The organism is Winogradskyella sp. PC-19, assembly GCF_002163855.1.
GTDB lineage: Bacteria > Bacteroidota > Bacteroidia > Flavobacteriales > Flavobacteriaceae > Winogradskyella.
The window spans coordinates 547,936-573,640 of sequence record NZ_CP019332.1 but is presented as its reverse complement, the minus strand read 5'-3'; the positions used below and the strand labels follow the sequence as shown (position 1 = coordinate 573,640).

The following is a 25,705-nucleotide window of genomic DNA, read 5'->3' as shown; positions in this document are numbered from 1 at the left end:
TTTATTGTAAAGCCTTGAATATTTTTTGAAAAACGTCACCAACTAAAGGCAATTTATGAAGCTTTCCTGTTACAGCGCCAATAACACCATAAGAGAATAATACTAAAAAAAATATATAAAAGGCAGTTGTAACTTCCCAGCTATTAAAACCACCAACTACGTATCCTAATATGAAGAATAGAAGCCAAAGACCTAAACCTTGTCTAACATGAAAAGCAGTAAACGCATTCTTTTTTTCTTGACTTAGGTAATAAGCTATTAATGTGCCAATGATTGTTATGTATGCAATCACAGCAAATTGCTTGCCTTCATTTATAGTTTCGTTTGTCATTATTACAATTCGATTTTGTTGTTAGCAATGATACCGTAGACTTTTCCCTTTAGCTCTGTTTCTAAAAAACAACTATTTTTTGAGGTCGAATGGATATCGCTTTTGCTAAATGTATATTTAATATCAGGATTAAAGAGAGACAAGTTGGCTTTTTGACCTTCAGCAATTGGATGTTCTTCGATACCAAAGCGATTTTTTCCTTTGGTTAAGAGTGCTACTGTTTTTTTTGTTGTAAATATATTTTGAAGTGCTCCAAAAGCAGATTCTAAGCCTATAGTACCGAATTCGGCATGGTCAAATTCTACTTTTTTATTTTCAATATCAATGGGATTGTGGTCAGTAGTAACCATATCTATTGTTCCATCTCTTAAACCTTCTAACAAACCATCAATATCGTTTTGAGTCCTCAACGGCGGTAAAACTTTAAAATTAGCGTCAAAGTCTTGTATTTTATTGTCAGTAAAATAGAGGTTATGTATGGCTACAGAACATGTAACATCAAGTTTTTTAGATTTAGCCTCTCTTATAAGCTCTACTGATTTAGCAGTGCTTATTGTAGGTATATGAAGCTTTCCTTTAGTGTATTCTAACAAAAATAAATCCCTAGCTACTTGGAGTTCTTCAGCTAATGCAGGATTTCCTTTTAATCCTAGTTTAGTGCTATTTATATGTTCGTTCATAACACCATGTCCAGAAATCATAGACTCCTGAGGAAAAGAACAAACTAAGCCATCGAAACCACTTGTGTACTGTAAGGCAATTTTTAGTAAGTTAGGATTGCTAATTGGCTTTTTGTAATCGTAGAATGCTATTGCTCCAGCATTTTTCATATCAAATAATTCTGCTAAATCAATGCCTTCAGATGATTTTGTAAGCGCTCCAATAGGTTTTAGGTCTACTGCGTGTGTGTTAGATTTTGAAAGCACAAAAGCAATATCTGCGTTACTATCAAGTACTGGATTTGTATTTGCGTTAAGTGCAAGAGACGTAAATCCTGACTTAGCAGCGGTGTTTAATCCATTAGCTATAGTTTCTCGCTCTTCAAAGCCTGGTTCACCAAATGAGACAGAGCTATCAAACCATCCTTGCGATACATGAAGGTTGTCTAATTTAATCTCTCGGTAATTTTTTGGATTTAAAATGCGTTTTGAAATCTTGGTAATAGTGCCGTTTTCAATTAAAATATCAACGTTCTGATTGTGGAAATCACTTTTAGAATCAACGACTGTAGCAGATTTTAGGAGTGCATTCATTTAGGATATTTTAGAATTAGCATTTCTATAATTAAAAATACTAGCGCAAAAATAACAAACCATTTCCATAGCGCATTAATACTTGCGTTACTTTTTATGGTTTCGATTGTTGATGATAATGATGTATCGATAGTATAGTTGTTATTATTGCTAAGATTGTAATAGGTCAGATTGCTTTCATTACGCTTGTAGTTGAAACTTAATTTTTTTAGCAATACTGTGTTATTCATAACATTTATAATACCAGATGATTTTGGGTAATCACCAGTAATTAGACTTACTTTTTTACTAAATGTTTGTTGTAGTGGTATTGTTTTTTTACCATCTTTTTCAAAACTCAAAATTGCATCTTGACCAATTGTTGTATTAATATCTATGGTGTTTGCGTTTCCAATGGAGTAGTAGAGCTTAGGAATTTCAAGACTTTGCTTTGCTATATTATAAAGAGCAGGCACGATTAATGGTGATTTTTTAAAATTGCTGTTTTTTGAATTTATTGCTGATGTAAATAGAAATGCTTTTTGTTTCCCAATAAGAAAAGGGTTACTGTCTTCGTATGAGTAGATTGCATTTGAAGAAGAGCTTAAAGCATAGTAAGAATTCACTTTTGGATATTGAAAATTAGAAATACGTGTGTAAAAAGCATCTCTTAAAATCGGATGGTCATAGTTTATTGTAGTAATACGTTTTTCAGATTTAAATTGACTAGTTATATATGGTAAATCTAATTCTCTAAGTAATTGATTGTATGAATTTAAATTCAATTTACCTGAAGTAATTATTAATACAGTACCACCATCACTTTTAAACGCTTTTAAAGCAGAAATAAGTGCATTAGAAATAGTCTCTAGTTCGTTTAGAATAATGAGATTTTGACTTTCAAGATTACTGTAGTCTAAAGATTTATAATCGTAGGATTTGTATATAAATTCATCATCGGTATATAGTTTCCTAAGAAAATTGTCAGAAGCTTCGTTAATAGACAAAACTTTGATTTTGTCATTTAGATTAATGTTGAAATAAAATGAATTGTCGTATTGCAGACTTGCATCTTCTATTGATAATACCCCATTAAATGATGTATTGTTAGGAATTGTAAATGTTGTTTTTGCTTCTGTAGCTATATCTACTGAAGTTTTTGCAACTAATTCTTCATTATTATGCAATGCTACTGAAACATTTTTGATAGGTTCTCCTAGATGAGATAGATTAATTCCAATCTCAGTATTCTCGTTAGTGTATTTGTCTATGTAAACACTATCAATACTAATGTTATTACTGTAAATCGCTTTAGGCTGAACCAATCTTAAGGTAACTGAACTATCAGCTGTAAACTCTAGAGGTTTATCCTTTTGTTGAAAATCTGAGACCAAAACAAGATTTTTTACCGAAGTCTCATCTTTTGAAAAAAATTGCTTTCCTTTTAAAAAAGCCGAACTATAATCGAGTTGTGTCGATGAGTGGCTTAGTTTTATTAAATCATTATTTATAGCTTTTATTGAGGTGTTTCTATACGTATTATCGTTTGTAAAAATGGTTAGTTCTTCTTGGTCGCTGTAACTCTTTAAAATATCTTGAATGGCTTCATTAAGTAAGCTACCATTATTGCCTTTGGCTTGCATGCTGAAAGAATTGTCGAGATAAATTACTGTTTCGTTTTTTGTATTAAACGTATCTGAATTAGTTGTAAAAGGCTGTGCAAATGCAAAAACCAAACAAGCCATTAACAATAATCGGGTAATTAATGCTAGCCATTTTTTTATCTGAGAACTTTTACGTGTTTGAAGCTTTACATTCTTTAAAAACTTTACGTTAGTAAAAGCAACTTTTTGAAAACGTCTTAGTTGAAATAAATGAATGATAATAGGAATAAGCAGTAGAAGTAATGCCCACAGAAGCTCAGGATGTTTAAACTGCATTCGCTTTTGTTATCAATTAGTAGTTAACTTCAAATATAGGAATTGAATGAAGATTACAAAGTGTCGATTTTGAGAAATTTAACGTTTAGTTTTTAGCAGAAGAAAAAATAATCTGTCATTGGCTTCATATTTAGGTTATCAAAGTAGGAAACAATGTTTTTTTGTTCTGTATCATTGGCTACTGTAACAATCGTTTGAGGATTTTTAATAGCTTTTAAATCTTCAAAAGGCTGCAATTTTACACCATAAATATCTTTACCAATTTTCTTCTTATTGTCACAAATCCAATGAAACTTAATGTTGCGTTCTACCAATGCTTTTGCTATGTTTTTTCCCTTATAACCAGCACCCCAAATAGTAATTGGTCTGCTGGTATCGTTGTCAAGTTTCAAAAAATAGTGCAGCTTTATATCTAAAAAATAGTTTTGTGCATAATGCTCGTGAGTTCTTGAAGTTCTTGTACTATAATCGCGCCAATAATGCAATAATTCATTGCTCGGAATACATCTAAAACCATGCTCATAGAATCTAAAGGTCAAATCGTAATCTTCAGGGTATCTATTTGGATTAAAGGCATTGCAAGCCAATAAATCATCTCGATGTAGCATCCAACATGGTGAGGCTATAACACACTCTTTATAGATTTCAGAATAATTAGCGCCTTCTTTGGTCAACCTGTTTAACCAAGCTTCATATTTTGCATAGCCATCACTAATTCCGGTTTTGCTAAAGTATTTTACTAAACCCAAAGCTACATGTTGCTTTCCAAACTTGTTAAGCTGATTCACCATGACTTCAAGTTTATTTTGAGTCATAATATCATCGCTATCCATACGTGTAATGAAGTCTCCCGAGCTTTCCGAAAATGCTTTTTGAAGCGCATTAATAATGCCGCTTCCCTCATTTTTGTAGAGTTTAATTCTATTATCAGATTTCGAGAATTTTTCTACAATAGTATAAGAGTTATCTGTAGATTGGTCATCAACGATTAGCAATTCCCAATTAGCATAACTCTGATTTATTATGGATTTAAGACATTCTTCGATATAATCTGAGACATTCTTAAAAGGCGTTAAAATACTAACAAGTGGCTGTGACATGGCACGAATATAACAATCCTGATTTTAACATAAATTTTTCAAATTTATTTGTAACTCACAGTAGATTTGCTCGTCAAGTAAAAAAACAATTAACAAAATGAAAAAATATATTTCAATTATTACGCTTTCAGTAGTATTAGTGGCCTGTGGTCCAACAAAACCAAAGGTTGATGATTCTGCGGTAAATAACCCAATTGTAACTGCTCTAGATTTGACTAACGTAGATAATGATAGAGTACCTGTTGTTATCAATCCAGGTCGATTTAGTGTAGAAACGGTTACTTATAGATTGCCAAAAGTAGTTCAAGGAACTTATTCAGTTAGTGATTTTGGAAAGTATGTAGACGATTTCAAAGCCTTAGATTATGAAGGAAATGCACTTACTGTTGAAAAAGTAGATACTAACACATGGACAATTACAGATGCAACTAAGTTAGACAGAATCGAATATTATGTTAATGACACTTATGATACAGAAAAAGTTGGTGGTATTGGTAAAGAAGTTCCTTTTTCGCCTTCAGGAACAAATATAGAAGAGGATAATTTTGTATTAAACCTTCATGGTTTTATAGGTTATTTTGACAATCTTAAAAATAATCAATATGCCTTAGATGTCTCTGCTCCAGCAGATTTTAAAAGAACTTCTGCTCTACAAGATAATGGTTCTGAGACTTCTGAAGATGGTAAAACAATTACTAGTAAATATTTTGCAGAGCGTTATTTTGATATTACAGATAATCCAATGATGTATGGAAATTTAGATGTAGAAGAATTCATGGTAGGCGATATCAAAATTGTTTTGAGTGTATATTCTCCAAATAAAGTTCATACTGCTGAAAGTTTAAAGCAAACTATGTTTGACATGATGAAAGGTCAAAAAGCGTATTTAGGTGCTATTAACAGTACGCCTCGTTATGATATTTATTTGTATTTATCTGAAGGAAAAGAAGATTCCCCTAAAGGTTTTGGAGCTTTAGAGCACCACACATCTACTGTTGTTGTATTACCAGAAGCTATGGGGAAAGCGCAATTAGATAAATCAATGACAGATGTTGTAGCACATGAGTTTTTTCATATTGTAACACCTTTATCGGTACATTCTGAAGATGTGCATTATTTCGATTATAACGAACCTACATTTTCAAAACATCTATGGATGTACGAAGGTGTAACAGAGTATTTTGCACAACATTTTCAGGTTTATGAAGGATTGGTTGAACCTACTGATTTCTATAACGTGATAATGGGTAAAATAGACTTCTCAAAAAGATACAACGATGCTCAAAGTTTCACGATAATGAGCGAAAACGTTCTCAAAGAAGGCTATAAAGATAATTATGCAAACGTATACCAAAAAGGTGCACTAATCGGTATGTGTATAGATATTTTTATGCGTAAAGAAAGTAATGGAACACGTAGTATGTTGTCTTTGATGAAAGAATTATCGGCTAAGTACGGAAAGGAAAAACCTTTTGAAGATGACAAGCTAATTGCTGAAATTATTGAAATGACTTATCCTAGCGTAGGTGAATTTTTAAAGACACATGTAGAAGGTGATGTGCCAATTAATTATGACGAGTTTTTTAGTATGGTTGGTTTAGTTAATGGCGAAACTGAAGTCGAAACTAATTATATTTTTGCAGGTGGACAGAACATTATATTTAGTGGCGCACCAGATAAAGGTATTTTCTTTACAGATGTTGCTTCAAAAAATTCGTTTTGGAAATCACAGGATGTTAAAGCAAATGATGTCATCAAAACTGTTAACGGTAAAGAGTTAACATTACAAAACGCGCAAGAAGTAATAGGAGGAATGGTTGCTTGGCAAGAAGGACAAGATATTGAGATGACCTTAGAACGTGATGGAAAACCAGTTGAAATCAAAGCAAAGCTTACTAAAGCATTCGCAACTTCAAACGGTTTAATAGAAGATGAAAAGGCAACTAAAGCACAAGTAGATTTAAGAAACGCTTGGTTAAAAGGATAAATAATAAAGTTTTAGGTTTAAAAAAGGCTTCCAATTTGGAAGCCTTTTTTATATTAAAATTAAAACTACTATTATTATGAAAATGATAGCTACAATAATATTGAGACAACCATAAGGAGAATCATTAAAATGCTCAAATTCATCTTTATTAAAAATATAATCTTTATATCTTTTCTTTGGTCTATTGGTAAAAATTCTCCAAACACTTCCTATTAGCCATCTTATTGTTCCTCCAATGATATCAAGAATAACAAAAATTAGTGCTTCTCCAATAATACTCTCCATTTTAATTAGTACTTGGCCGCTTTTCCATTAGCACTAGAATTCTTTATAAACTCGCGTAAATCCTCATTAGCTTTTATTAAGTCTTCGTTACGTAAATACATCATATGTCCACTTCGGTAACCTTTAAAAGAAAAACGGTCTTTTAATTTTCCGCTTTGGTCTACTTGCCACTGACTATATTTTGCCTGAAAGTAAGTTGTTGCGCCATCATAATATCCCGATTGCGTTAACACCTTTAAATATGGATTTTGTGCCATAGCTTGACGCAGACCTTCTCTAACATTATCATTACTTCTGTCCCAATTGCCAACATTACCAAACACATTGTATTTAACGTCTGTTTTAAAGCTTAATTCATTCTGAATATAATAATTGATTGCCGGAGCGAAAGAATGTAACCAAGACGTTAATTCGGCACTATAATCAGGACTTGTACCAGTTTCTACTTTATCAATACCTAAATAACGACTATCCAATCGTCCAATGGTTTGTCCAGTTTTATCACGTAGTAATTCTTTCCAGAAAAACCGGTTTGGAACATCTAAGTTTTGTTGTAGTATTACTTTCTCTGATAATCCAGAATAATAACTCATTTTTTCAGCAATGGCTTTACGTTCAGTGTCTGTTATAAATCCACCTTTGGCAATAGCTGGTATGAGTTTATTAACCGCGAAATCTTCTGCTTCAGGAAGTATATCTAGTAAATCTTTATTTTGTAATTCTGCTGGTAACATCTTGTGATACCAAGCCGCAGCTGTATAATAAGGTAAATTAAGACTACTAGAAACAGGACCACCAACACGCAAGACTTTATAATCTGCTGGCGATACCATAATCACACCGTTAAGATACATCCATTGGCTATTTTGTAATTCGGCCGCAAGTCCCATAACACGTGTCCCACCATAACTTTCGCCAATGATGTATTTTGGAGATTCCCAACGATTATTTCTGGTAACAAACGTATTTATCCAACTCGCTAAATATTTTACATCGGCATTAATACCAAAGAAGGTTTTATCATCCTCGTATTTTCCATCTTTAAGCATTACTTTTCTAGAATAGCCTGTATTGACAGGATTTACAAAAACAATATCTGCAACATCTAAAATAGAGTTAGGATTAGTTTTTACACCATAAGGTTGTACAGGATAGCCTTCGTTATCTACATTCAAAACTTTTGGCCCTGTATAAGCAATATGCATCCAAACTGAAGCCGAACCTGGACCGCCATTAAAAGAGACTATCAATGGTCGTTTGTTGCCTTTATTATCGTTTGTGCGTTTATAATAGGTATAATATAATGATGCCATAACTTCGCCATCTGTATTCCAAACAGGTTGAAAACCAGTCATAGCTTTATAGTTTACTGTTTTTCCTTTGATTTGTGTAGAATGATTTGTGGTATAAACCGTATCTACAGGGATTTCTAAGTTTTGTGAAAAGCTAATAAAAGCAAATAGTAATAGGAGGTAAGTTAATCTGTAGTTCATAAGTTGTTTTTTTGAAATCTAAAAATAACTAAAACCCTTCAAAAACGCCTAAACCAAATAGCGCAAAATCATATTTAACAGGGTCATTAGCATCTAATTTACGAAGATTTTTATCCAATTCTGCTAAGGCTTTACTGTCATTTTGCTTACGTTTCAGTAATCCTAGTTTGCGTGCAACATTCCCAGAATGTACATCTAATGGGCAACTTAATTGGCTTGAAGACAATGATTCCCAAATACCAAAATCCACGCCATTATTGTCGTCACGCACCATCCAACGCAAAAACATATTAATGCGTTTGGCTGCAGAATTTTTTAATGGGTCGCTAACATGTTTTTTTGTACGTTCTAAGTGTTCTATTTCAAAAAAGTGGTGTTTGAATTGATGTATAGCATTCTGAAGAGAATCTTGCTCTGCATGTTTTGCAATCACGTCTTCTAAACCATTATGAGTATTGTAAATATGTCTTAGACTGGTAATGAACTGTATAAAATCATATCCATTAAATGTACGATGTACAAAGGATTGGAGCTTTTCTAAATCAGACTCTTGGTGTTGCATCACAAACTCGTATGGAGAATTGTCCAACATATCTACCATGCGCTTGGCATTGTTAATAATACTTTTACGATTTCCCCAAGCAATAGTTGCGGTTAAGAAACCGATAATCTCAATATCTTCTTTTTTAGAAAATAAATGAGGGATTTGTATCGGGTCGCTATCAATAAACTTAGGGTTGTTGTAGAGTTCTACCTTACTATCTAGAAAATCTTTAAGTTCTGCTTTTTTAAGTTTCAAAATGGCGCCAATTTATAATGCTAAGTTAACATCTACTCGTTTATAAATATAATATTGACCTATTGAATGTTACATTTTTTAAAACTAACTTCGCTTAACTTCTGATGTAAATCTGTTATTAGCTTGTCGAAGTATTAAAACGGATTCTTATAATGATATTTGAACTCAATTCTACCTTTATTCTCTTTGATCTAAAAAGTCATCAAAGGATTTGTGCAATTCGGTTGCAATAGAAATACTTATTTTAAAATTATCTAACAACTTATTAAGTTTTGTTGATAATTTGAATCTAGATTTATTTATTTCTTTTGACATTCTCGGGAACGCATCTATCGAATTAATGAATTCTTCCGTATTAGGTAAAGATGCCTCCATAGTATCTATTAATCCTGACAACGACTCTCTAGTATCTTTAACTTCTTCTATATCTACATTAAAATCATTTCTATAAATATCAAGTGTTTTTTGTAAGGCATCAATTGCATGTCCGAAATTATCAAAGAAAATGGGAGTTTCAGTTTCAATTCTACTACCAAAATTGTCCATCACTTTAGCAGTTTTTATAAATAAAACTCTAACTGCCTTTCTTCCTATATTTGGTTGTTGTGCTAAAGCTGTCATTTCAGCAGTCTTTTTTTCAAACTGTTCACTAACCCAACCCATTGCATCTGACATCCTATGTAGCGACTGATTTGACTCTTCAATTGATTCATCAAAAAAATCTTGGTAATCAATAAGACCATATTCTTCTTCCTCTACTTCTGCAATTAGCACCTTTTCTTATTATCTTCTTCTTGATGTTTTTTCTGTAAATCTAATATTCTTTTAGGAATATGAGTCCTTAGAAAATAACTAAGTTGTTCACTATCATTATACTCCCAGTAAAGGACATTTTTATTTTTACTAATATCTGATTTGAAATCTTTAATCTTTTTTAGTTCTTCAAGATTTATATCATCTAAAGAAAATGGTGAATTATTGAAATAAAATAATATTTGTAAAGAACTGGAATTATCTTGATATCTTTTGTATGCATTAAGAAACTCTTCTTCTGTGCCGGAATCTGCTTCATCTGTCGGAGTTCCAAACCGTTTCCAAAGTAGCCCAACAAATAAATCGTATTCATTCCCAACATCTTTATTGATTATTTTTTGCACATGATTATTAGTGATTCCAGGAGCTGAATGAGTTTCCCATTTAATAAGATCAAGATGGATATTATGTTGACTACCAAAGGTTAAGTTTAACTCATTAATAACATCATCGATTGAATCTCTGTCATCTTTCAAATCACTTGGTGAAGCTAAAAATATTCTATAATGAGGTAAAGATTTAGGCATAATTTATTTTTAATTATTATATTAAGTATACATATTATTGTAAATGTATTTACAACACAATTATTAGAACTTATACACACTATAAATAGAATCGTACTAAGTAAAATCAAGTATGTAATTTATTGCTTCTGGTTTTACTTTATGATAGTCTAAGTTATAGAAGTGTATTATTTACTTTTAATATCATAATCTTTTCTCAAAGAGTCATACTCAAATACATTATGCGTAACCCAAAAAAAACCGTCCTTTTCCAAAAATTTCGACTATTAACTAAAATAAAATGTAACATTTTTTGATATCTGCATCTAAAGGGAAATCAAAACATAAAAACAATGAAAAATGTTATTTTACTTTTAGTCTGTATTTCCTTTATTCAATTTTCAAAAGCTCAAAAAAATAACCAAGCGATTTACGCCGAGGTTTCAGGAAAAGGGCAGCCTGTTTTATTTATACCTGGATTTACTGTACCTGGAGAGGTTTGGAAACCTATCGTTAAAGATTTAGAAAAAAATTACGAGTGTCATGTCATAACACTAGCTGGATTTGGAGGAAAAGCACCAATTGATTTTCCTTGGTTACCAAAGGTAAACACAGCCTTAAAAACATACATTTTAGATAACGATTTAAAAAACACTACTATAATTGGACATAGTTTAGGCGGTACTGTGGCAACTTGGCTTGCCAGTCAAGACGATTTAAATCTCAAAAAAATTATATTAGTAGATGCGTTACCAGCAGCTGGCGCATTAATGATTCCTGATTATAGTCCAGATAAATTGGCTTATGATAGTCCATATAACAACCAGCAATTGGCAATGGACGACAATGGGTTCATGCAAGTTGCAGATGCAATGTCTAAAGGAATGAGTATTGATACTCTAGCTCAAGAAAAAATTAAGAATTGGATAATAGCATCCGACCGTAAAACTTATGTTTATGGCTATACTGATTATCTCAAATTAGATATTCGAGAAGGATTGAAGGATATAACAATACCAGCGACTATTATAGCTGCAGAAAAACCTTATGGAAAAGAAATGGCTACTCAGACTTATAAAATTCAGTATCAGAATTTAAAGAACTATGATTTTATCATAGCTGAAAGTTCTGCTCATTTTGTGATGCTAGACCAACCAGAATGGTTTTCAAAACAAATACAAACAATTTTGTCATCAAAATAATGAACATAGAAAAAGACTTTACTAACATTTACAATTTGCATGCGCCTAAAGTACATCGCTTGTGCTTAGGGTATGCGTCTGGAAATGATACTCTAGCAAAGGAATGGCTACAAGAGACGTTTATTAAAGTTTGGAATCACAGAAAGTCTTTTAAAGGCAAATCATCTATTGCGACTTGGATTTATAGAATAGCGGTAAACGTATGCTTAAGTGATTTACGTAAATCTAAAAACAATATTTCTATAAACGAAAGTATTTTGTCTGATAAGGTTTCAGAAGATAATAGCTATGATGATAGTGTCGTAAAAGATTTAAAAAAAATGTATCAGTGTATTAATCAGCTTAATGAGCAAAACAAAGCATTGATACTATTAGAATTAGAAAATATACCTCAAGCTACAATTGCAGATACTGTAGGCTTGGCTAATGGAACGCTGAGAACAAGACTAAGTCGAATTCGAAAAGCACTTTTAAAATGTATTACAAATGGAAAATGATTTGATAAATAAAATATGGAATACTCAGGACGATAATTCGAATCTAGGTTCTCCAAACAATATTATAAACAAAGCAAAACGACAGCGTAAAGGACAATACATAACCATTACAGTTTTATCTGTAACTGTTGCAGTGTTGGTTTTTTACACGTTTTATGTGTCTTTAGAAGGTTGGAACTCTTTTAATTTAGGCTTATTACTCATGATTTCGAGTCTTGTATTCCGCATTATATTAGAATTAGCTTCGGTATATCGAAAAGAGAAGCAATTACTTTCAATGCCACAGAAAATGTATTATGCTTATCTAAAGAAGCACTATAATGCGCGATTGATTATTAATTATGTGATTACCCCAATTTGTGTTGCAGCTTATATTTATGGATTTGCACTGTTGTTACCTTATTTTAAAGATTACTTTTCTGAAGGTTTTTACAACTATATCTTAATCTCAGGTATAGTGTCACTGTTAGTAATTGTTGCAATTATCATTCGCAGTGTTATTAAAGAGCAGCGCTTTTTGAAGCAACTAAAAGAAAAGTAGTATTTAAAAAACTACTTCACAGCAATCATGCTAATCTCTACATTAACAAACTTTGGTAAGTTAGCCACTTCAACTGTTTCTCGAGCTGGAGCAGTAGCTTCATCAAAATAGCTACTATATACCTCGTTAATTATGGCAAAGTTGTGCATGTCACTTACAAATATTGAAGATTTAATCACATTCTCAAACGTCATATCAGCTGCAGCTAAAACTTCTTTCATGTTTTCCATGACTTGTTTGGTTTCCGTTTGGATATCTTCTAAAACTAATTCCATAGTTTCGGGATGTAAAGCAATTTGCCCAGATGTATATAGCATATTGCCAACTAAAACAGCTTGATTATATGGGCCAATTGGAGCAGGAGCTTTGGTAGTGTTTATGATTTTCTTCATGCTGAACTTGTTAGGTATCTTTTAAAGATATTTAAATTAAAACTCAAAAATAAATAAAGATTCTTCGACTAGACTCAGAATAACAAAATTTATAATTTCTCCTTACACTTAATTCCCAACACGTTGGTCTGGCTGTCGGCGTTGCTCATATTTTAAGTCTTGCAAGAAGTTAGACTTAATGCCAATAAAGAAATTCCACGACGATAAATTGCTAAATGGTACCCAGCTAAAATTCATTCGCCAACTTAATAAATCCCGTTCAAAACGGAATTGTGTAAACGTAAATCCGTTATTCAAAAAGTCATAACCAGACGAAGCACCGACACTCCATTTTGGGGATAGTTCGATATCACCTGAAAACATTAATGAGTGAGAAGCGATAGTGTTTTCACGTCGTGTGTTGTTGTAATTGACAGCGTAAGCAAGACGTAAATTCCAGGGTATTTTGTAATTATAATCCGAAAGATTGGCTTCCTTTTCTTTTTGTCTTTCTGCATCTTCTTCAGTATAGACACGACTAGAAAAATCTTCTGTACGACCAAACATATCATCCGTTCTACCATTAGCTCGTACCGCTTCATCTTCACGACGTTGACTCTTTTCTTTTGATTCTCCAGAACGGCTGAAAGTTTCATTAGATAATGCATAACTCATATTCATGTTTGCAGAAGTCAAACGAAATAAGCTACCACCATTATTGATATTGAAAGTATTAATCTTAACATTATTATTGTCCAAAGCATATGGATCTAAGGTCGCTGCAAAATTGATATTCATTTTGTCTTTAAACAGCTTTAAACCACCAGACATTCTTACAGGTGCTAGATTTAAAGAATCTGCTGCCAAATCGTAAGCTGAACTAAAATTTAGGTTATTTATAAGTGTAATTTTCTTAGGTTCCTTAGCTGTGGAATCCTTTGAGCGTATTTTGGCTTCAATATTATTACCGACACTAAGACCAATAGAGCTAGAGTAGCGGTTACCAGGCGCGCCAAAAATTGAACGTTCAAAACGTGTATATTCGACTTGATCTGTAGTTAAACCGTTAGCATCAACGACATCAAAGGTTTCATAGTATTGATCAAATGCTGGTTGTATAGTATAACTTAACGATGGACGCACAACATGGCGAATCGCTTTAATTTTTTTATCCTCACCTTCTTTTTCAAAATTAAACATACCATATATCGTTGTGCCAATATTTGCACTAAAATTATAAGTTCTAAAACTATCAAAACCGTTAATATCTGTAACAATTTCAGCTTGAGTGTTTTGGTCAAAACGGCGATTAATAGTATTTAGCGTCCAGTTTTCTTGAAAATTTGTGCTTGCACTAACACTAAAGTAATTGAATACCTTAAAGTTTGTAGAAAGTGGAATGGTATGTTGCATACCTGCTAAAGCGTCATCAAACATTTCGCTTTTTCCAAACAACGAATCTGAAGTGGAAATTCTGTATTCTGCTCTGGAATTGTACTGAAAATTTATATTCTGTAAAATTCCCTTTTTAGCACCTGTCTTTGGTTCAAATGGAAAAATACGACCGACAGATGTCTGTATGGTTGGCAAAGTCATATTTATAGTTTCTGTCTGCGTATTTTGCGAATGAGTTGCAGTTACATTAACATTTACCTGAGGTTCTCCAGGAAACGTTTTTGAGTAAGATACTGATGAAGCCAAAGTATTATTTTGCGAATTGACAATGTTATTCTGATTAACAGATTGCCTAAAAAACTGACTACTTCCCAAGTTTACAGATGCTGAAAATCTAGAATTTGGATTTGCTTTAGCGTCTTGTGTATGCGACCATCTAATATTATAGATTGTGTTTTGTGTAAAATCAGGAAAAGCACGTTCACTAGTCAATAAATTTTCATAACGAATAGCTACATTTCCATTAAAACGGTAACGTTTGGCATAATTACTTTCTAGTCGTACGCCATAACTACCATTGGTATAATAATCACCCAGAACTGCTAAGTCTAAATAATCACTGATTGCAAAATAGTAACCACCATTTTGTATAAAATAACCACGGTCACTACCAGTATCTTCTCCAAAAGTTGGAAAAATAATACCAGATTTTTGTTCTTTACTTAAAGGAAAATAAGCAAATGGTAAGGCAATAGGCGTAGGTACACCATAAATTTCCATATAAGTTGGTCCGACAACAATTTTCTTGCCTGGAACTAATTTTATTTCGTCCGAAATAAATTGGTATTCTGGATCGTCTAAATTTTCAGACGTGGTAAAACGCGCATCTTTCATAAAGATGGTAGAGTCATTTTCACGTTTAGTTATAGGTGAAAATATATTTAAACCAGAATCTTCAGTTCTAGAATTAAATATGATAGCTTTTTTGTTGTCTTGATTAAAAATGATTGAATCTGGTTCAACTTTGTTTGCACCTTGAGTAAAGACCGGTCGTTGAGAATAACCAGTAGAATCTTTAACACGACCAGCATATATTAAACTTGTATTATTATCTATAACAATAATACCAGCAGTAATTTCCATGTCTTGGTACTTGACTATGGCATTATCGTATAAGTATATTTTCTTTTCTTTATTATTTAACGAAACATATCCGTCTGCTGTGTAAGTCACAATATCAGATAGAAGTTCTTTAGGTTTTTTTATAGAATCGTTTTTTACAGAATCTACAACCTTTAAATTTTCTTTGGGTTTTAATAAAGAATCAACCGAAATAGTTGCCGAGTCTTTTTTGACTTCCTTAGGTTTTTCGACTGCTTTTATAGGTCTTGGTTTAGTCGGAATATCCTGTGCGTAGCCCAAAGTGTTGATAAACACTGTAAAACTAAGGGCGAAAAGTATCTTTAGGCTATTTGTACGCAAACCTTTTAATGGTATTTTTGTAAAAGAATGGCTCGGTTTTTGAAACCCCAAAATTACATATATTTTTGATTGAATGATTTTTTATCGCAATTAAAGTTTTAAAAATAAACAAGCCAAATTAAATAAGGTAATAAATAGGATTTACTTGCCGTTTTAAAGTTTACATGAAAACGAACAACACTAACATATTAGTATTACTGCTAACAGTATTTATAATAGCTTTAACATCTAGCCTTTATGCACAATCTTCAAACAATAAATTTGTAGTTGTATTGGATGCTGGTCATGGTGGTAAAGACCATGGTAACTTGGGTAATGGTCATAAAGAGAAAAAGATTTCTCTTAATGTGGTTTTACAATTAGGCAAAGAATTAGAGAAGCTTAAAAACGTTAAAGTCATCTACACACGTAAAACAGATGTTTTTATTCCATTATGGAAACGTGCTGATATAGCCAATAAGGCAGATGCAGATTTATTTGTTTCAATTCACTGTAATGCACATGCTTCACAGGCTTATGGAACAGAAACTTGGGTTTTAGGAGAAAAAAACACAGATCGTAATTTTGAATTTGCAAAGCGTGAAAACGAAGTAATTTTCTTAGAGGAAGATTATGAGAAAAACTATGCAGGTTTTGACCCAAGCTCACCAGAATCAACGATTGCTATTGGTATAGAGCAAGAAGTATATGTAGAGCAAAGTATATTATTAGCTCGTAAAATTGAAAATGCTTTTAAAAATAAAGTAAAGCGAAGAAGTAGAGGTTTAAAGCAGAAAAGCCTTTTGGTAATTCGTAACACTTATATGCCAAGTATCTTGGTAGAACTTGGTTTTTTGACAAATAAAAAAGAAGGTGCTTTTTTGAATGCCAAATCTGGCCAGTCAAAAATGGCTAAAGCTATAAAGGAAGCTATTATTGAGTATAAAAAAGAATTGGATCAAAACATAGGCGAAGGTGTTTTTGTAATTGATGAAGAGCTTTCAATAGAAAATAATACAATTCCAAGTGCTAAAAAAGATGTTATTTTTAAAATACAAATAGCAGCAAGCTCTCGTAAAATTGAAACTAAATCTTATAATTTTAAAGGTTTATCAAATATCACTCGCGATGCACAAAGCAATCTTTATAAATATTACTACGGAAAAACATCTGATTATAATGAAGCGCAACGCTTAAAGAATACCGCAAAATTAAAAGGATATTCTTCTTGTTTTATTGTCGCTTACAAAAACGGAAAAAAAATATCTGTACAAGACGCGCTTAAAAGACCTTAAATTAGAAAGCGTCTTAATTATTTTATTCCTAATTTTGTTACCAATCAAAGACTAAACCATTGAAAATTTCAAGAGAGATTAAAACAGCCATACTCGTTATATCTGGAGTGCTGCTTTTCATATACCTTTTCAATTACCTTAAAGGACAAGATTTGTTTTCTAACGAGGTAGAATTCTATACAGAATTCGATTATAACGCATTAACGATGTCCTCTCCAGTAACTATAAAAGGAAATACTGTAGGCAAAGTCGAAAATATTAAATACGATTTTGAATCTGGGATGACTCGTGTTGAGTTTTCGGTAGATCCTAGACTTTCGTTTTCTAAAAGTTCTACCATTCGTTTATACGAAACAGGAATCATGGGTGGTAATGCTTTAGCAGTTATAGATTCTTACGAAGGAGAAAAAGCAAAAAAGGGAGACTTTATAAAATCAGAAATTCAACCTGGTTTAATTTCATCTCTAAAAGATAATTTTACAGGCTTAAGTACTGACTTAGATAAGACATTACGTTCAGCAGATACCTTGATGGTGAACCTGAATGATATAATAGTTGACGATTCTGACTCTGGATTGAAAGCGACGATTTCAGAATTAAATTCAACTTTAAAGTCATTCAAAAATTTATCATATGGCATTCAAAAAGTGATTAAGGATAATGATGCTAAAATTTCATCGACTTTAGAAAGTTTTGAAAAAACTAGTAAAAATATATCTGAGCTATCAGAAGATTTAAAGAAAGCGCAATTATCTAAAACCATAGATGATTTTGACAAAACACTAGTTAAATTCACGTCTGTTTTAGAAGGCCTTGAAAATGGTGAAGGCACAATGGGAAAGCTACTTAAAAATGACAAGTTGTACGATAATCTTGAAGCAGTTACCAAAGAAATGGAGTTGTTGTTGTTGGATATTAAATTACATCCAGCACGATACAGACGAATTTTGTCTAAAAAAGAAATTCCGTACACACCACCAACTGAAGAACAATTACAAAAGAATTAACCCAATCATATGCAATATTTACCAAATATTATTTTTGCAATACTCCTAATTGCTGGCGTAGGTCATTTTGCCAGAAACATAAAAAAACTCATTCGAAATATTAAGTTAGGTCGCGATGTTGATGTTAGTGATAACAAGCCACAGCGTTGGAAAAACATGGCGCGCATTGCTTTAGGACAAAGCAAAATGGTAGTTAGGCCAATAGCTGGGTTCTTGCATATCATTGTTTATGTAGGTTTTGTAATTATTAATATCGAAGTTTTAGAAATCATTATTGATGGCCTTTTCGGCACACACAGAGTTGGATTAAAAGTATTACCAGAATCTGTTTACGGTTTCTTAATAGGTAGTTTTGAAGTTCTTGCCGTATTGGTTTTAGTTGCTGTTGTGGTCTTTTGGTTAAGACGAAACATTAGCAATATCAAACGTTTTAAAAGTTTAAAAGGTTGGCCAAAAAACGATGGAAATATTATTCTTTATTTCGAAGTTGTTTTAATGTGCTTATTCTTGGTGATGAATGCTACTGATACGTCATTTCAAGAAATGGGTTCAGGTAATGTAATTTCTGGCTTTATAGCACCTTGGTTCGAAGGTTTTTCTGCTGAAACACTTCATATTATTGAAAGAGGCGCTTGGTGGTTACATATAGTAGGTATTTTAGTTTTCTTAAACTATTTATACTTTTCAAAACACCTACATATTTTATTGGCATTCCCAAATGTATATTATGGAAAATTAACACCAAAAGGAGAGTTTAATAACCTTGAGGCTGTTACCAATGAAGTTAAATTAATGATGGACCCAAATGCTGACCCATTTGCAGCGCCAGCTGAAGGTGATGCAGACGAAGAGCCTGCAAAATTTGGAGCTAGTGATGTTACAGATTTAAACGTAATTCAACTTCTTAATGCTTACACATGTACAGAATGTGGTCGTTGTACTAGCGAATGTCCAGCCAACCAAACTGGTAAAAAGCTTTCTCCCCGAAAAATCATGATGGATACACGTGATCGTTTGATAGAAGTTGGTAAAAACATTGATGCTAATGGTGGTGAATTTAAAGACGATGGAAAGCAGTTATTAAACGATTACATCACAAAAGAAGAGCTTTGGGCTTGTACTACATGTAACGCCTGTGTTGAAGCTTGTCCAGTAAGTATAGACCCATTATCAATTATTATGGAGATGCGTCGTTATTTGGTTATGGAAGAAAGTGCAGCGCCAATGGAATTAAACAACATGATGACCAATATAGAAAATAACGGAGCACCTTGGCCTTACAATCAACAAGACCGTTTAAATTGGGTTAACGAATAAGATATTAGAAGATGAGTGAGCAACTAAAAGTGCCAACAATGGCAGAATATATGGCAGAAGGCAAACAACCCGAAATTTTATTTTGGGTAGGTTCTGCTGGTAGTTATGATGATAGAGCAAAGAAAATCACCAAAGCTTTTGTAAAACTTTTAAATAATGCAAATGTTGATTTCGCAGTATTAGGAGCAGAAGAAAGTAATACTGGTGATGTTGCTAAACGTGCAGGAAATGAATTCTTATTTCAGATGCAGGCCTTTATGAATATCGAGGTTTTAAATGCTTACGAAGTAAAGCGTATAGTAACTTGTGATCCACATTCATTTAACTGTATTAAAAACGAATACCCAAGTCTTGGTGGAGTATATGATGTTATTCACCATACACAATACATTAAAGAATTGATTGACGCTGGACGTTTGTCAGTTAAAGGAGACACCTATAAGGGAAAACGTATCACATTCCATGACCCATGTTATTTGGGTCGTGCTAATAGCGAGTTTGATGCGCCAAGAACTGTTCTGGGTAAATCAAACGCTACTTTAGTAGAAATGAAAAAAAGTAAAAATTTTGCTATGTGTTGTGGTGCTGGTGGTGCACAGATGTTTAAGGATGCAGAGCCTGGAGATAAAGAAGTGAATGTCTTACGTACCGAACAAGCTTTAGAAACCACACCAGACATCATAGCAACAGGTTGTCCATATTGTAATACCATGATGACAGATGGTATCAAAGCAAAAGAAAAAGAAGAAAGTGTAACTGTTTTAGACGTTGCAGAAGTTATAGCAAATTCATTATAAAATGAATGCTACTGATAAGCAGATGCTTAAAATTGCTTTACGTAATGGCGTTTTGTTCACAGTAATACTTTTGCTTATTAGTTATTTTAAAAACGGAATGATAAACTACAATTGGATTCCAATTTGGTTTGTATTCTTTGCAGCTACAGGGGCTTTACGCTTCTATTATCAAAATAAGAATGCTAAGAAGGATTGAAAAAAGAACTATTACCAATAAAAACTAGAATCAAGATTGATGCGATATTCGGTATTGTACATGCAAGTATTATGGCAGGTTTTGATTATTTCGATGATAAGCCATTTTCGGTTTGGCAGTTTTTATTTTATTTCTTTTTTATGGGATTATTTATGAGTCTAATTTTTAGACACAAACAAAAAAAACAATAATGTTAGTAGATTTCGATACACTTCCAGAAGAATCAAGAGTTTGGATATACCAAGCAAACCGTTCATTTTCTGAAACAGAGATCTCTGAGATAGAAGAGAAGCTCAAAGTTTTTATTGAAGCTTGGACGGCACATGGTCAAGATTTACAATCTGGCTTTAAAGTTGTTTATAAACGCTTTATAGTCATTGCTCTAAATCAGAATTTAAATGCTGCCACAGGATGTTCTATCGATGCTTCAGTTCATTTTATTCAGCAATTAGAACAAGATTATAATGTCGATTTAATGGACAAAATGAATGTGTCCTACAAACAAGGCGAATTTATAGCACATAAATCTTTAATTGATTTCAAAAAAATGGCTAAGCAAAAAGCCGTTTCAAAAAAGACAATTGTATTCAATAATTTAGTGACTAATATTGCTGAGTTTAAAGAAAACTGGGAAGTTCCTGCTAGTGATAGTTGGCACAGCCGTTTTTTGAATTAGTGATTTCTCACTAATTGTGTTTTATTTTTAAAGATTTAGCATCTTTATTTATTTTATTAATTCGAACAGAATAAGCATATTTACAACTTATAATTATATGCTTTGGCAAAAGATATTTTTCTTCTTAACATTTCAGGACAGGACAAACCTGGATTAACATCTAGTTTAACGAGTGTTTTGGCACAATACGGTGCTAAGATTTTGGATATTGGTCAAGCTAATATTCATGATACATTGTCATTAGGGATGATGTTTGAAATAGAATCTGGCGGACAATCTTCGGCAGTTCAAAAAGACTTACTGTTCAAAGCTTATGAATTGGGAATCACGGCTAAATTCAAACCAATTTCTTTGGAAGATTACGAAAAATGGGTGAATCTTCAAGGAAAAGACCGTTACATCATTACTATTTTAGGAGAAAAACTTGCTGCTGAACAAATTTCTGAAGTCACAAAAGTTATATCAGAATTAGGTTTAAATATTGATAACATAAAACGACTTACAGGTAGATTATCATTGGTCAAAAAGGAAGAATATCCACGCGCTTCTATTCAACTTTCCATTCGAGGTAAAATTGAAAATAAAACGTTGTTGACTGAAAAATTCATGCAAATTTCGAAAGACTTAGATGTCGATATAGCTTTTCAAGAGGATAATATCTTTAGACGTAACAGACGTTTAGTCTGCTTTGATATGGATTCGACCTTAATTCAAACCGAAGTTATTGATGAACTTGCAGAACTTGCTGGAGTTGGGACAGAAGTCAAAGCCATTACAGAATCTGCTATGCAAGGTGAAATAGACTTTAATGAAAGTTTTGCAAAGCGCATGAAGCTTCTTAAGGGTTTATCTGAAGATGTACTTCAGCAAGTTGCTGAAAACCTTCCAATCACAAAAGGAGCTAGGCGACTAGTCGATACTTTACATAGTTACGGTTTTAAAACGGCAATACTTTCTGGTGGTTTTACTTATTTTGGAAATTATCTAAAAGAGAAATTAGATATAGATTATGTTCATGCAAATGAGCTCGAAATTATTGACGGTGTCTTAACTGGCGGATATATCGGTCAAATCGTCGATGGTAACAAAAAAGCTGAGTTTTTAAAGGCATTGGCTGTTAAAGAAGGTATTGATATTAGTCAGACAATTGCTGTCGGTGATGGCGCAAACGATTTGCCAATGCTAAATTTAGCAGGTTTAGGAATAGCTTTTCATGCAAAACCTAAGGTAAAAGATAATGCACAGAGTTCAATTTCTAGTATCGGTTTAGATGGTGTTTTATACCTTTTAGGTTACCATGATAGACATATTGACTTGGTGGACTAATTCATCCTATTTTGTCATTTTGATAAAATGAGAGATGAGAGACTAGTGACGTGAAATCTTATTTTCTTGTTAATTAATCTCTTTATAAATCTATCTTAAAGTCTTTTTGAGTTACTATGTTTTATACTAATTTGGCATAGTATTAGTTATACATACAATACTGTAAATATTAGTCCATGCGCAACATTGTTTTCTTTATATTTTTATCAATTTTCACTTTAGGTTTTTCTCAAAATGAAACACCAAATCCTCTTTTAACAAAAGATATCGTAGCACAAAAAAAATGGGTTGATAGTATATATAATGCAATGACTCCAAAAGAGCGTGTTGGTCAATTGTTTATGGTTCAAGCCTTTTCCAATAAAGGTTTTAAGCATGAAAATCAGATTTCTGCATTAATCACTAACCATCATATCGGTGGCGTTATCTACTCAAAAGGTGGTCCGACTCGTCAAATAAAACTAGATAATAACTTGCAATCTTTATCAAAGATTCCATTATTAATAGGTATGGATGCCGAATGGGGTTTGAGTATGCGATTAGATTCTACTTATGCTTTTCCCTGGAATATGACTCTAGGTGCTGTCTCTGATAATAAGTTAATAGAACAAACGGGATATCAAATAGGAGAGCATTGTAAGCGCGTCGGAGTCCATTTTAATTTTGCCCCAGTTGTAGATATAAATACCAATCCAAAAAATCCGATTATAGGAAATCGTTCTTTTGGAGAGGATAAAGATAACGTGACTGATAAAGCCGCAGCTTTTATGAAAGGTATGCAAGATGCTGGAGTTTTGGCAAATGCAAAGCATTTTCCAGGTCATGGAGATACAGATGCAGATTCTCATAAAACTTTACCAACAGTAAATTTTAATAGACAGCGAATAGATTCCGTAGAACTTTATCCATATAGAAAACTGATTAAAGAAGGTTTATCTAGTGTTATGGTAGCACATCTTAATATCCCAGGACTTGATATTAGAAACGGTTTTCCTACATCACTTTCAAAATATGTTGTTACAGACTTATTAAAAGAAGAGCTAGGTTTTAAAGGTTTAATTTTTACTGATGCACTAACAATGAAAGGTGCAGCAGACTTTGTACAAAAAGGAGTCGATGGTAATACAGTAAAAAAAATGGATACTAGAGGCGAGATTGACTTGATGGCTTTCAAAGCCGGAAATGATGTAATGCTAATGTCTGAAAACGTACCAAAAGGTATTGAAAAGATTCTTAACGCTTATGAAAAAGGAGATATTACTGAAGAACGATTATCACATTCCGTAAAGAAGGTTTTGTTGGCGAAGTATAAAGTTGGGCTTCAAAATTACAAACCTTTGCCATATCGTAATGTTAGTAATGATATTATGCGTCCAAAAGATGATGTATTATATGGAAAGCTATTGGAAGAAGCTATCACAGTTTTAAAAAATAAAGAAGACCTTTTGCCACTTAGAAATCTAGAAACTAAAAAGATTGCTTACGTATCTCTTGGAGACGATTCTGGTTCGGATTTTTACAATGAGCTAAAAAAGTATACTAAGGTTCATAAAGTATCAGCTGAAAGTTTGAGTGATTTAATAAATAAACTAAAAAACTATAATACTGTTGTTGTCGGCTTTCATAAATCAAATGAAAATCCCTGGAAAGGATATAAGTTATCAACTAAAGAGTTAACATGGTTATACGAAATAGCACGAACTAATACGGTCGTTTTAGATATTTTTGCTAGACCATATGCTTTAATGGATTTTAAAACTATCGAAAATATTGATGCAATTGTGATGAGTTATCAAAACAGCTCAATTGCTCAGCAAAAATCAGCTCAGCTTTTGTTTGGTGCCGTTGCTGCTAAAGGAAAACTACCAGTTTCGGCTGGAGAATATTTTAGATTTGGTCAAGGCGAATCTTATAATGCACTAAATAACCTTACTTATGGTCTACCTGAGTCTGTTGGTGTTGATTCAGAAAAATTGAATTTTAAACTAGATTCAATTGCAAATTACGCGGTAAGTGAAAAGATGACACCAGGAATTCAGCTTTTAGTCGCTAGAAAAGGTAAAGTGATTTACAATAAAAACTTTGGTTATCACACTTACAACAAAAAGAACAAAGTAGATTTTGATGATGTTTACGATGTCGCTTCTTTAACTAAAATTATATCAACATTGCCATTAATAATGGAGTTAAAAGAGAATAGCGCACTGTCATTAAATACTAAGATATCCAGATTACTTCCGGAATATAAAGGAACAAATAAAGAGGACATTACTGTAAAACAAATGTTATCACATTACGCACGTCTAAAGCCTTGGGTACCATTTTATGCAAAAACATTAGATACCATAACTGGTAAACCATTAAAAAAATGGTATAGAAGCTCTAGTTCTGTTTCCTATAATGTGGAGGTTACTAATAAACTTTTTATGCGTAAGGATTACAAAGATTCCATTCAAGATATAATTAAAGAAACTGATTTACTATCAAACTTAAGATATCGTTATAGCGATTTACCATATTATATATTAAAAAAATATATTGAAAAATATTACAACAAAGGATTAGATGAATTGGTACAAGACCATTTCTATCAAACACTTGGGGCTAATTATACAACTTACAAGCCACGTGAAAAATTTAGTTTAAAAAATATTGTTCCAACTGAGGTTGATGATTATTTCCGTTATCAGAAAGTACATGGTTATGTTCATGATATGGGAGCAGCAATGCAAAATGGCGTTGGTGGTCATGCTGGTGTCTTTAGTAATGCCAATGATATGGCTAAATTAATGCAGATGTATTTACAAAAAGGATTTTATGGTGGTAAACGCTATTTTAAGACTGAAACTTTAGATGAGTTTACAAAATGTCATTACTGTCATAAGGAGAATAGACGAGGTGTTGGTTTTGATAAACCACAGCTTGGAGATGTTGGTCCAACATGTGGTTGCCTTTCAATGACAAGTTTTGGACATTCTGGCTTTACAGGAACTTATGCTTGGGCAGACCCAGAAGAAGATATTGTCTATATATTTTTGGCGAACAGGACTTATCCTAAATCAGGAAAGAATAGATTACTTCGTGAGAATATAAGAACAGAAATACAACGTTACATTTACGAAGCAATTATTGATTAAT

General features: G+C 32.6%; 24 protein-coding genes. 13 read left to right on the top strand and 11 right to left on the bottom strand.

What is annotated here, in order from left to right:
• Position 1: 1 nt before the first annotated feature.
• The 4 genes from BTO05_RS02665 to BTO05_RS02650 all read right to left on the bottom strand — a co-directional run bounded on the left by BTO05_RS02665 (position 2) and on the right by BTO05_RS02650 (position 4,603).
• Positions 2 to 331, bottom strand: a complete 330-nt coding sequence (locus tag BTO05_RS02665) for a hypothetical protein (RefSeq protein ID WP_087491175.1) — start codon at positions 329 to 331, stop codon at positions 2 to 4.
• Between the two features lie 2 nt (positions 332 to 333).
• Positions 334 to 1,584: a dihydroorotase gene (locus BTO05_RS02660; protein WP_087491174.1), complete on the bottom strand. Its 1,251-nt coding sequence runs from the start codon at positions 1,582 to 1,584 to the stop codon at positions 334 to 336.
• Positions 1,581 to 3,503 (bottom strand): BatA domain-containing protein, encoded by a 1,923-nt coding sequence (locus BTO05_RS02655; protein WP_087491173.1) that lies wholly within the window; start codon positions 3,501 to 3,503, stop codon positions 1,581 to 1,583. The genes BTO05_RS02660 and BTO05_RS02655 overlap by 4 nt, the downstream gene beginning before the upstream one ends.
• A gap of 92 nt (positions 3,504 to 3,595) precedes the next feature.
• A complete protein-coding gene (locus tag BTO05_RS02650) occupies positions 3,596 to 4,603 on the bottom strand; it encodes a glycosyltransferase family 2 protein (RefSeq protein ID WP_087491172.1) in 1,008 nt (335 codons plus the stop codon).
• Positions 4,604 to 4,700: 97 nt separating this feature from the next.
• Between BTO05_RS02650 and BTO05_RS02645 the strand changes: the two genes are divergently transcribed.
• Positions 4,701 to 6,590 carry a peptidase M61 gene (locus tag BTO05_RS02645; protein WP_087491171.1) on the top strand — a complete coding sequence of 630 codons (1,890 nt, stop codon included), beginning with the start codon at positions 4,701 to 4,703 and terminating at the stop codon, positions 6,588 to 6,590.
• Between the two features lie 48 nt (positions 6,591 to 6,638).
• Here BTO05_RS02645 and BTO05_RS02640 read toward each other — a convergent pair whose 3' ends face one another.
• The 5 genes from BTO05_RS02640 to BTO05_RS02620 all read right to left on the bottom strand — a co-directional run bounded on the left by BTO05_RS02640 (position 6,639) and on the right by BTO05_RS02620 (position 10,507).
• Positions 6,639 to 6,875 carry a hypothetical protein gene (locus tag BTO05_RS02640; protein WP_087491170.1) on the bottom strand — a complete coding sequence of 79 codons (237 nt, stop codon included), beginning with the start codon at positions 6,873 to 6,875 and terminating at the stop codon, positions 6,639 to 6,641.
• Between the two features lie 5 nt (positions 6,876 to 6,880).
• On the bottom strand, positions 6,881 to 8,368 hold the full coding sequence (locus BTO05_RS02635) for a S10 family peptidase (protein WP_087491169.1): 1,488 nt from the start codon (positions 8,366 to 8,368) through the stop codon (positions 6,881 to 6,883).
• 28 nt (positions 8,369 to 8,396) lie between these two features.
• Positions 8,397 to 9,167, bottom strand: coding sequence for a TIGR02757 family protein (locus BTO05_RS02630; protein ID WP_087491168.1), 771 nt, complete (start codon positions 9,165 to 9,167; stop codon positions 8,397 to 8,399).
• A gap of 177 nt (positions 9,168 to 9,344) precedes the next feature.
• Positions 9,345 to 9,941, bottom strand: a complete 597-nt coding sequence (locus tag BTO05_RS02625) for a hypothetical protein (RefSeq protein WP_087491167.1) — start codon at positions 9,939 to 9,941, stop codon at positions 9,345 to 9,347.
• Complete coding sequence (locus tag BTO05_RS02620) at positions 9,935 to 10,507, bottom strand: DUF4062 domain-containing protein (protein WP_087491166.1); 573 nt, start codon at positions 10,505 to 10,507, stop codon at positions 9,935 to 9,937. The genes BTO05_RS02625 and BTO05_RS02620 overlap by 7 nt, the downstream gene beginning before the upstream one ends.
• Positions 10,508 to 10,839: 332 nt before the next feature.
• On the opposite strand from BTO05_RS02620, the gene BTO05_RS02615 reads away from it, so the two are divergent.
• Genes BTO05_RS02615 through BTO05_RS02605 form a run of 3 tightly spaced genes read left to right on the top strand, consistent with a single transcriptional unit; the run spans position 10,840 to position 12,726 of the window.
• Positions 10,840 to 11,688, top strand: coding sequence for an alpha/beta fold hydrolase (locus tag BTO05_RS02615; RefSeq protein ID WP_087491165.1), 849 nt, complete (start codon positions 10,840 to 10,842; stop codon positions 11,686 to 11,688).
• Positions 11,688 to 12,185, top strand: coding sequence for an RNA polymerase sigma factor (locus tag BTO05_RS02610; protein ID WP_157662517.1), 498 nt, complete (start codon positions 11,688 to 11,690; stop codon positions 12,183 to 12,185). Before BTO05_RS02615 ends, BTO05_RS02610 begins: the two co-directional genes overlap by 1 nt.
• Positions 12,175 to 12,726, top strand: a complete 552-nt coding sequence (locus BTO05_RS02605; protein WP_087491163.1) for a hypothetical protein — start codon at positions 12,175 to 12,177, stop codon at positions 12,724 to 12,726. The genes BTO05_RS02610 and BTO05_RS02605 overlap by 11 nt, the downstream gene beginning before the upstream one ends.
• Positions 12,727 to 12,737: 11 nt before the next feature.
• On the opposite strand, the gene BTO05_RS02600 is transcribed toward BTO05_RS02605, so the two are convergent.
• Positions 12,738 to 13,118 (bottom strand): Rid family detoxifying hydrolase, encoded by a 381-nt coding sequence (locus BTO05_RS02600; RefSeq protein WP_087491162.1) that lies wholly within the window; start codon positions 13,116 to 13,118, stop codon positions 12,738 to 12,740.
• Positions 13,119 to 13,226: 108 nt separating this feature from the next.
• Positions 13,227 to 16,025 (bottom strand): putative LPS assembly protein LptD, encoded by a 2,799-nt coding sequence (locus BTO05_RS02595; protein ID WP_087491161.1) that lies wholly within the window; start codon positions 16,023 to 16,025, stop codon positions 13,227 to 13,229.
• A 113-nt stretch (positions 16,026 to 16,138) separates the two neighbouring features.
• On the opposite strand from BTO05_RS02595, the gene BTO05_RS02590 reads away from it, so the two are divergent.
• From BTO05_RS02590 to BTO05_RS02550, 9 genes are all read left to right on the top strand, one after another.
• Complete coding sequence (locus BTO05_RS02590) at positions 16,139 to 17,248, top strand: N-acetylmuramoyl-L-alanine amidase (RefSeq protein WP_087491160.1); 1,110 nt, start codon at positions 16,139 to 16,141, stop codon at positions 17,246 to 17,248.
• Positions 17,249 to 17,307: 59 nt separating this feature from the next.
• Positions 17,308 to 18,255: an MlaD family protein gene (locus BTO05_RS02585; RefSeq protein ID WP_087491159.1), complete on the top strand. Its 948-nt coding sequence runs from the start codon at positions 17,308 to 17,310 to the stop codon at positions 18,253 to 18,255.
• A 9-nt stretch (positions 18,256 to 18,264) separates the two neighbouring features.
• Positions 18,265 to 19,572 (top strand): (Fe-S)-binding protein, encoded by a 1,308-nt coding sequence (locus BTO05_RS02580; protein ID WP_087491158.1) that lies wholly within the window; start codon positions 18,265 to 18,267, stop codon positions 19,570 to 19,572.
• Positions 19,573 to 19,583: 11 nt separating this feature from the next.
• Entirely contained in the window at positions 19,584 to 20,369 is a 786-nt protein-coding gene (locus tag BTO05_RS02575) for a (Fe-S)-binding protein (RefSeq protein ID WP_087491157.1), read from the top strand.
• 1 nt (position 20,370) lies between these two features.
• Positions 20,371 to 20,565 carry a hypothetical protein gene (locus BTO05_RS02570; protein ID WP_087491156.1) on the top strand — a complete coding sequence of 65 codons (195 nt, stop codon included), beginning with the start codon at positions 20,371 to 20,373 and terminating at the stop codon, positions 20,563 to 20,565.
• Entirely contained in the window at positions 20,562 to 20,756 is a 195-nt protein-coding gene (locus tag BTO05_RS02565; RefSeq protein ID WP_087491155.1) for a hypothetical protein, read from the top strand. Before BTO05_RS02570 ends, BTO05_RS02565 begins: the two co-directional genes overlap by 4 nt.
• Positions 20,756 to 21,241, top strand: a complete 486-nt coding sequence (locus BTO05_RS02560) for an ABC transporter ATPase (RefSeq protein ID WP_087491154.1) — start codon at positions 20,756 to 20,758, stop codon at positions 21,239 to 21,241. Before BTO05_RS02565 ends, BTO05_RS02560 begins: the two co-directional genes overlap by 1 nt.
• Before the next feature lie 102 nt (positions 21,242 to 21,343).
• Complete coding sequence (serB, locus tag BTO05_RS02555; RefSeq protein WP_087491153.1) at positions 21,344 to 22,567, top strand: phosphoserine phosphatase SerB; 1,224 nt, start codon at positions 21,344 to 21,346, stop codon at positions 22,565 to 22,567.
• A 176-nt stretch (positions 22,568 to 22,743) separates the two neighbouring features.
• A complete protein-coding gene (locus tag BTO05_RS02550; protein WP_087491152.1) occupies positions 22,744 to 25,704 on the top strand; it encodes a glycoside hydrolase family 3 N-terminal domain-containing protein in 2,961 nt (986 codons plus the stop codon).
• The last annotated feature ends 1 nt before the right edge of the window (position 25,705 follow it).

Excerpts from the sequence above, each read along its gene's own strand:
- BTO05_RS02665 (WP_087491175.1), bottom strand. The coding sequence starts at position 331 with ATGACAAACGAAACTATAAATGAAGGCAAGCAATTTGCTGTGATTGCA.
- BTO05_RS02660 (WP_087491174.1), bottom strand. The coding sequence starts at position 1,584 with ATGAATGCACTCCTAAAATCTGCTACAGTCGTTGATTCTAAAAGTGAT.
- BTO05_RS02655 (WP_087491173.1), bottom strand. The coding sequence starts at position 3,503 with ATGCAGTTTAAACATCCTGAGCTTCTGTGGGCATTACTTCTACTGCTT.
- BTO05_RS02650 (WP_087491172.1), bottom strand. The coding sequence starts at position 4,603 with ATGTCACAGCCACTTGTTAGTATTTTAACGCCTTTTAAGAATGTCTCA.
- BTO05_RS02645 (WP_087491171.1), top strand. The coding sequence starts at position 4,701 with ATGAAAAAATATATTTCAATTATTACGCTTTCAGTAGTATTAGTGGCC.
- BTO05_RS02640 (WP_087491170.1), bottom strand. The coding sequence starts at position 6,875 with ATGGAGAGTATTATTGGAGAAGCACTAATTTTTGTTATTCTTGATATC.
- BTO05_RS02635 (WP_087491169.1), bottom strand. The coding sequence starts at position 8,368 with ATGAACTACAGATTAACTTACCTCCTATTACTATTTGCTTTTATTAGC.
- BTO05_RS02620 (WP_087491166.1), bottom strand. The coding sequence starts at position 10,507 with ATGCCTAAATCTTTACCTCATTATAGAATATTTTTAGCTTCACCAAGT.
- BTO05_RS02615 (WP_087491165.1), top strand. The coding sequence starts at position 10,840 with ATGAAAAATGTTATTTTACTTTTAGTCTGTATTTCCTTTATTCAATTT.
- BTO05_RS02610 (WP_157662517.1), top strand. The coding sequence starts at position 11,688 with ATGAACATAGAAAAAGACTTTACTAACATTTACAATTTGCATGCGCCT.
- BTO05_RS02605 (WP_087491163.1), top strand. The coding sequence starts at position 12,175 with ATGGAAAATGATTTGATAAATAAAATATGGAATACTCAGGACGATAAT.
- BTO05_RS02600 (WP_087491162.1), bottom strand. The coding sequence starts at position 13,118 with ATGAAGAAAATCATAAACACTACCAAAGCTCCTGCTCCAATTGGCCCA.
- BTO05_RS02590 (WP_087491160.1), top strand. The coding sequence starts at position 16,139 with ATGAAAACGAACAACACTAACATATTAGTATTACTGCTAACAGTATTT.
- BTO05_RS02580 (WP_087491158.1), top strand. The coding sequence starts at position 18,265 with ATGCAATATTTACCAAATATTATTTTTGCAATACTCCTAATTGCTGGC.
- BTO05_RS02575 (WP_087491157.1), top strand. The coding sequence starts at position 19,584 with ATGAGTGAGCAACTAAAAGTGCCAACAATGGCAGAATATATGGCAGAA.
- BTO05_RS02570 (WP_087491156.1), top strand. The coding sequence starts at position 20,371 with ATGAATGCTACTGATAAGCAGATGCTTAAAATTGCTTTACGTAATGGC.
- BTO05_RS02560 (WP_087491154.1), top strand. The coding sequence starts at position 20,756 with ATGTTAGTAGATTTCGATACACTTCCAGAAGAATCAAGAGTTTGGATA.
- BTO05_RS02550 (WP_087491152.1), top strand. The coding sequence starts at position 22,744 with ATGCGCAACATTGTTTTCTTTATATTTTTATCAATTTTCACTTTAGGT.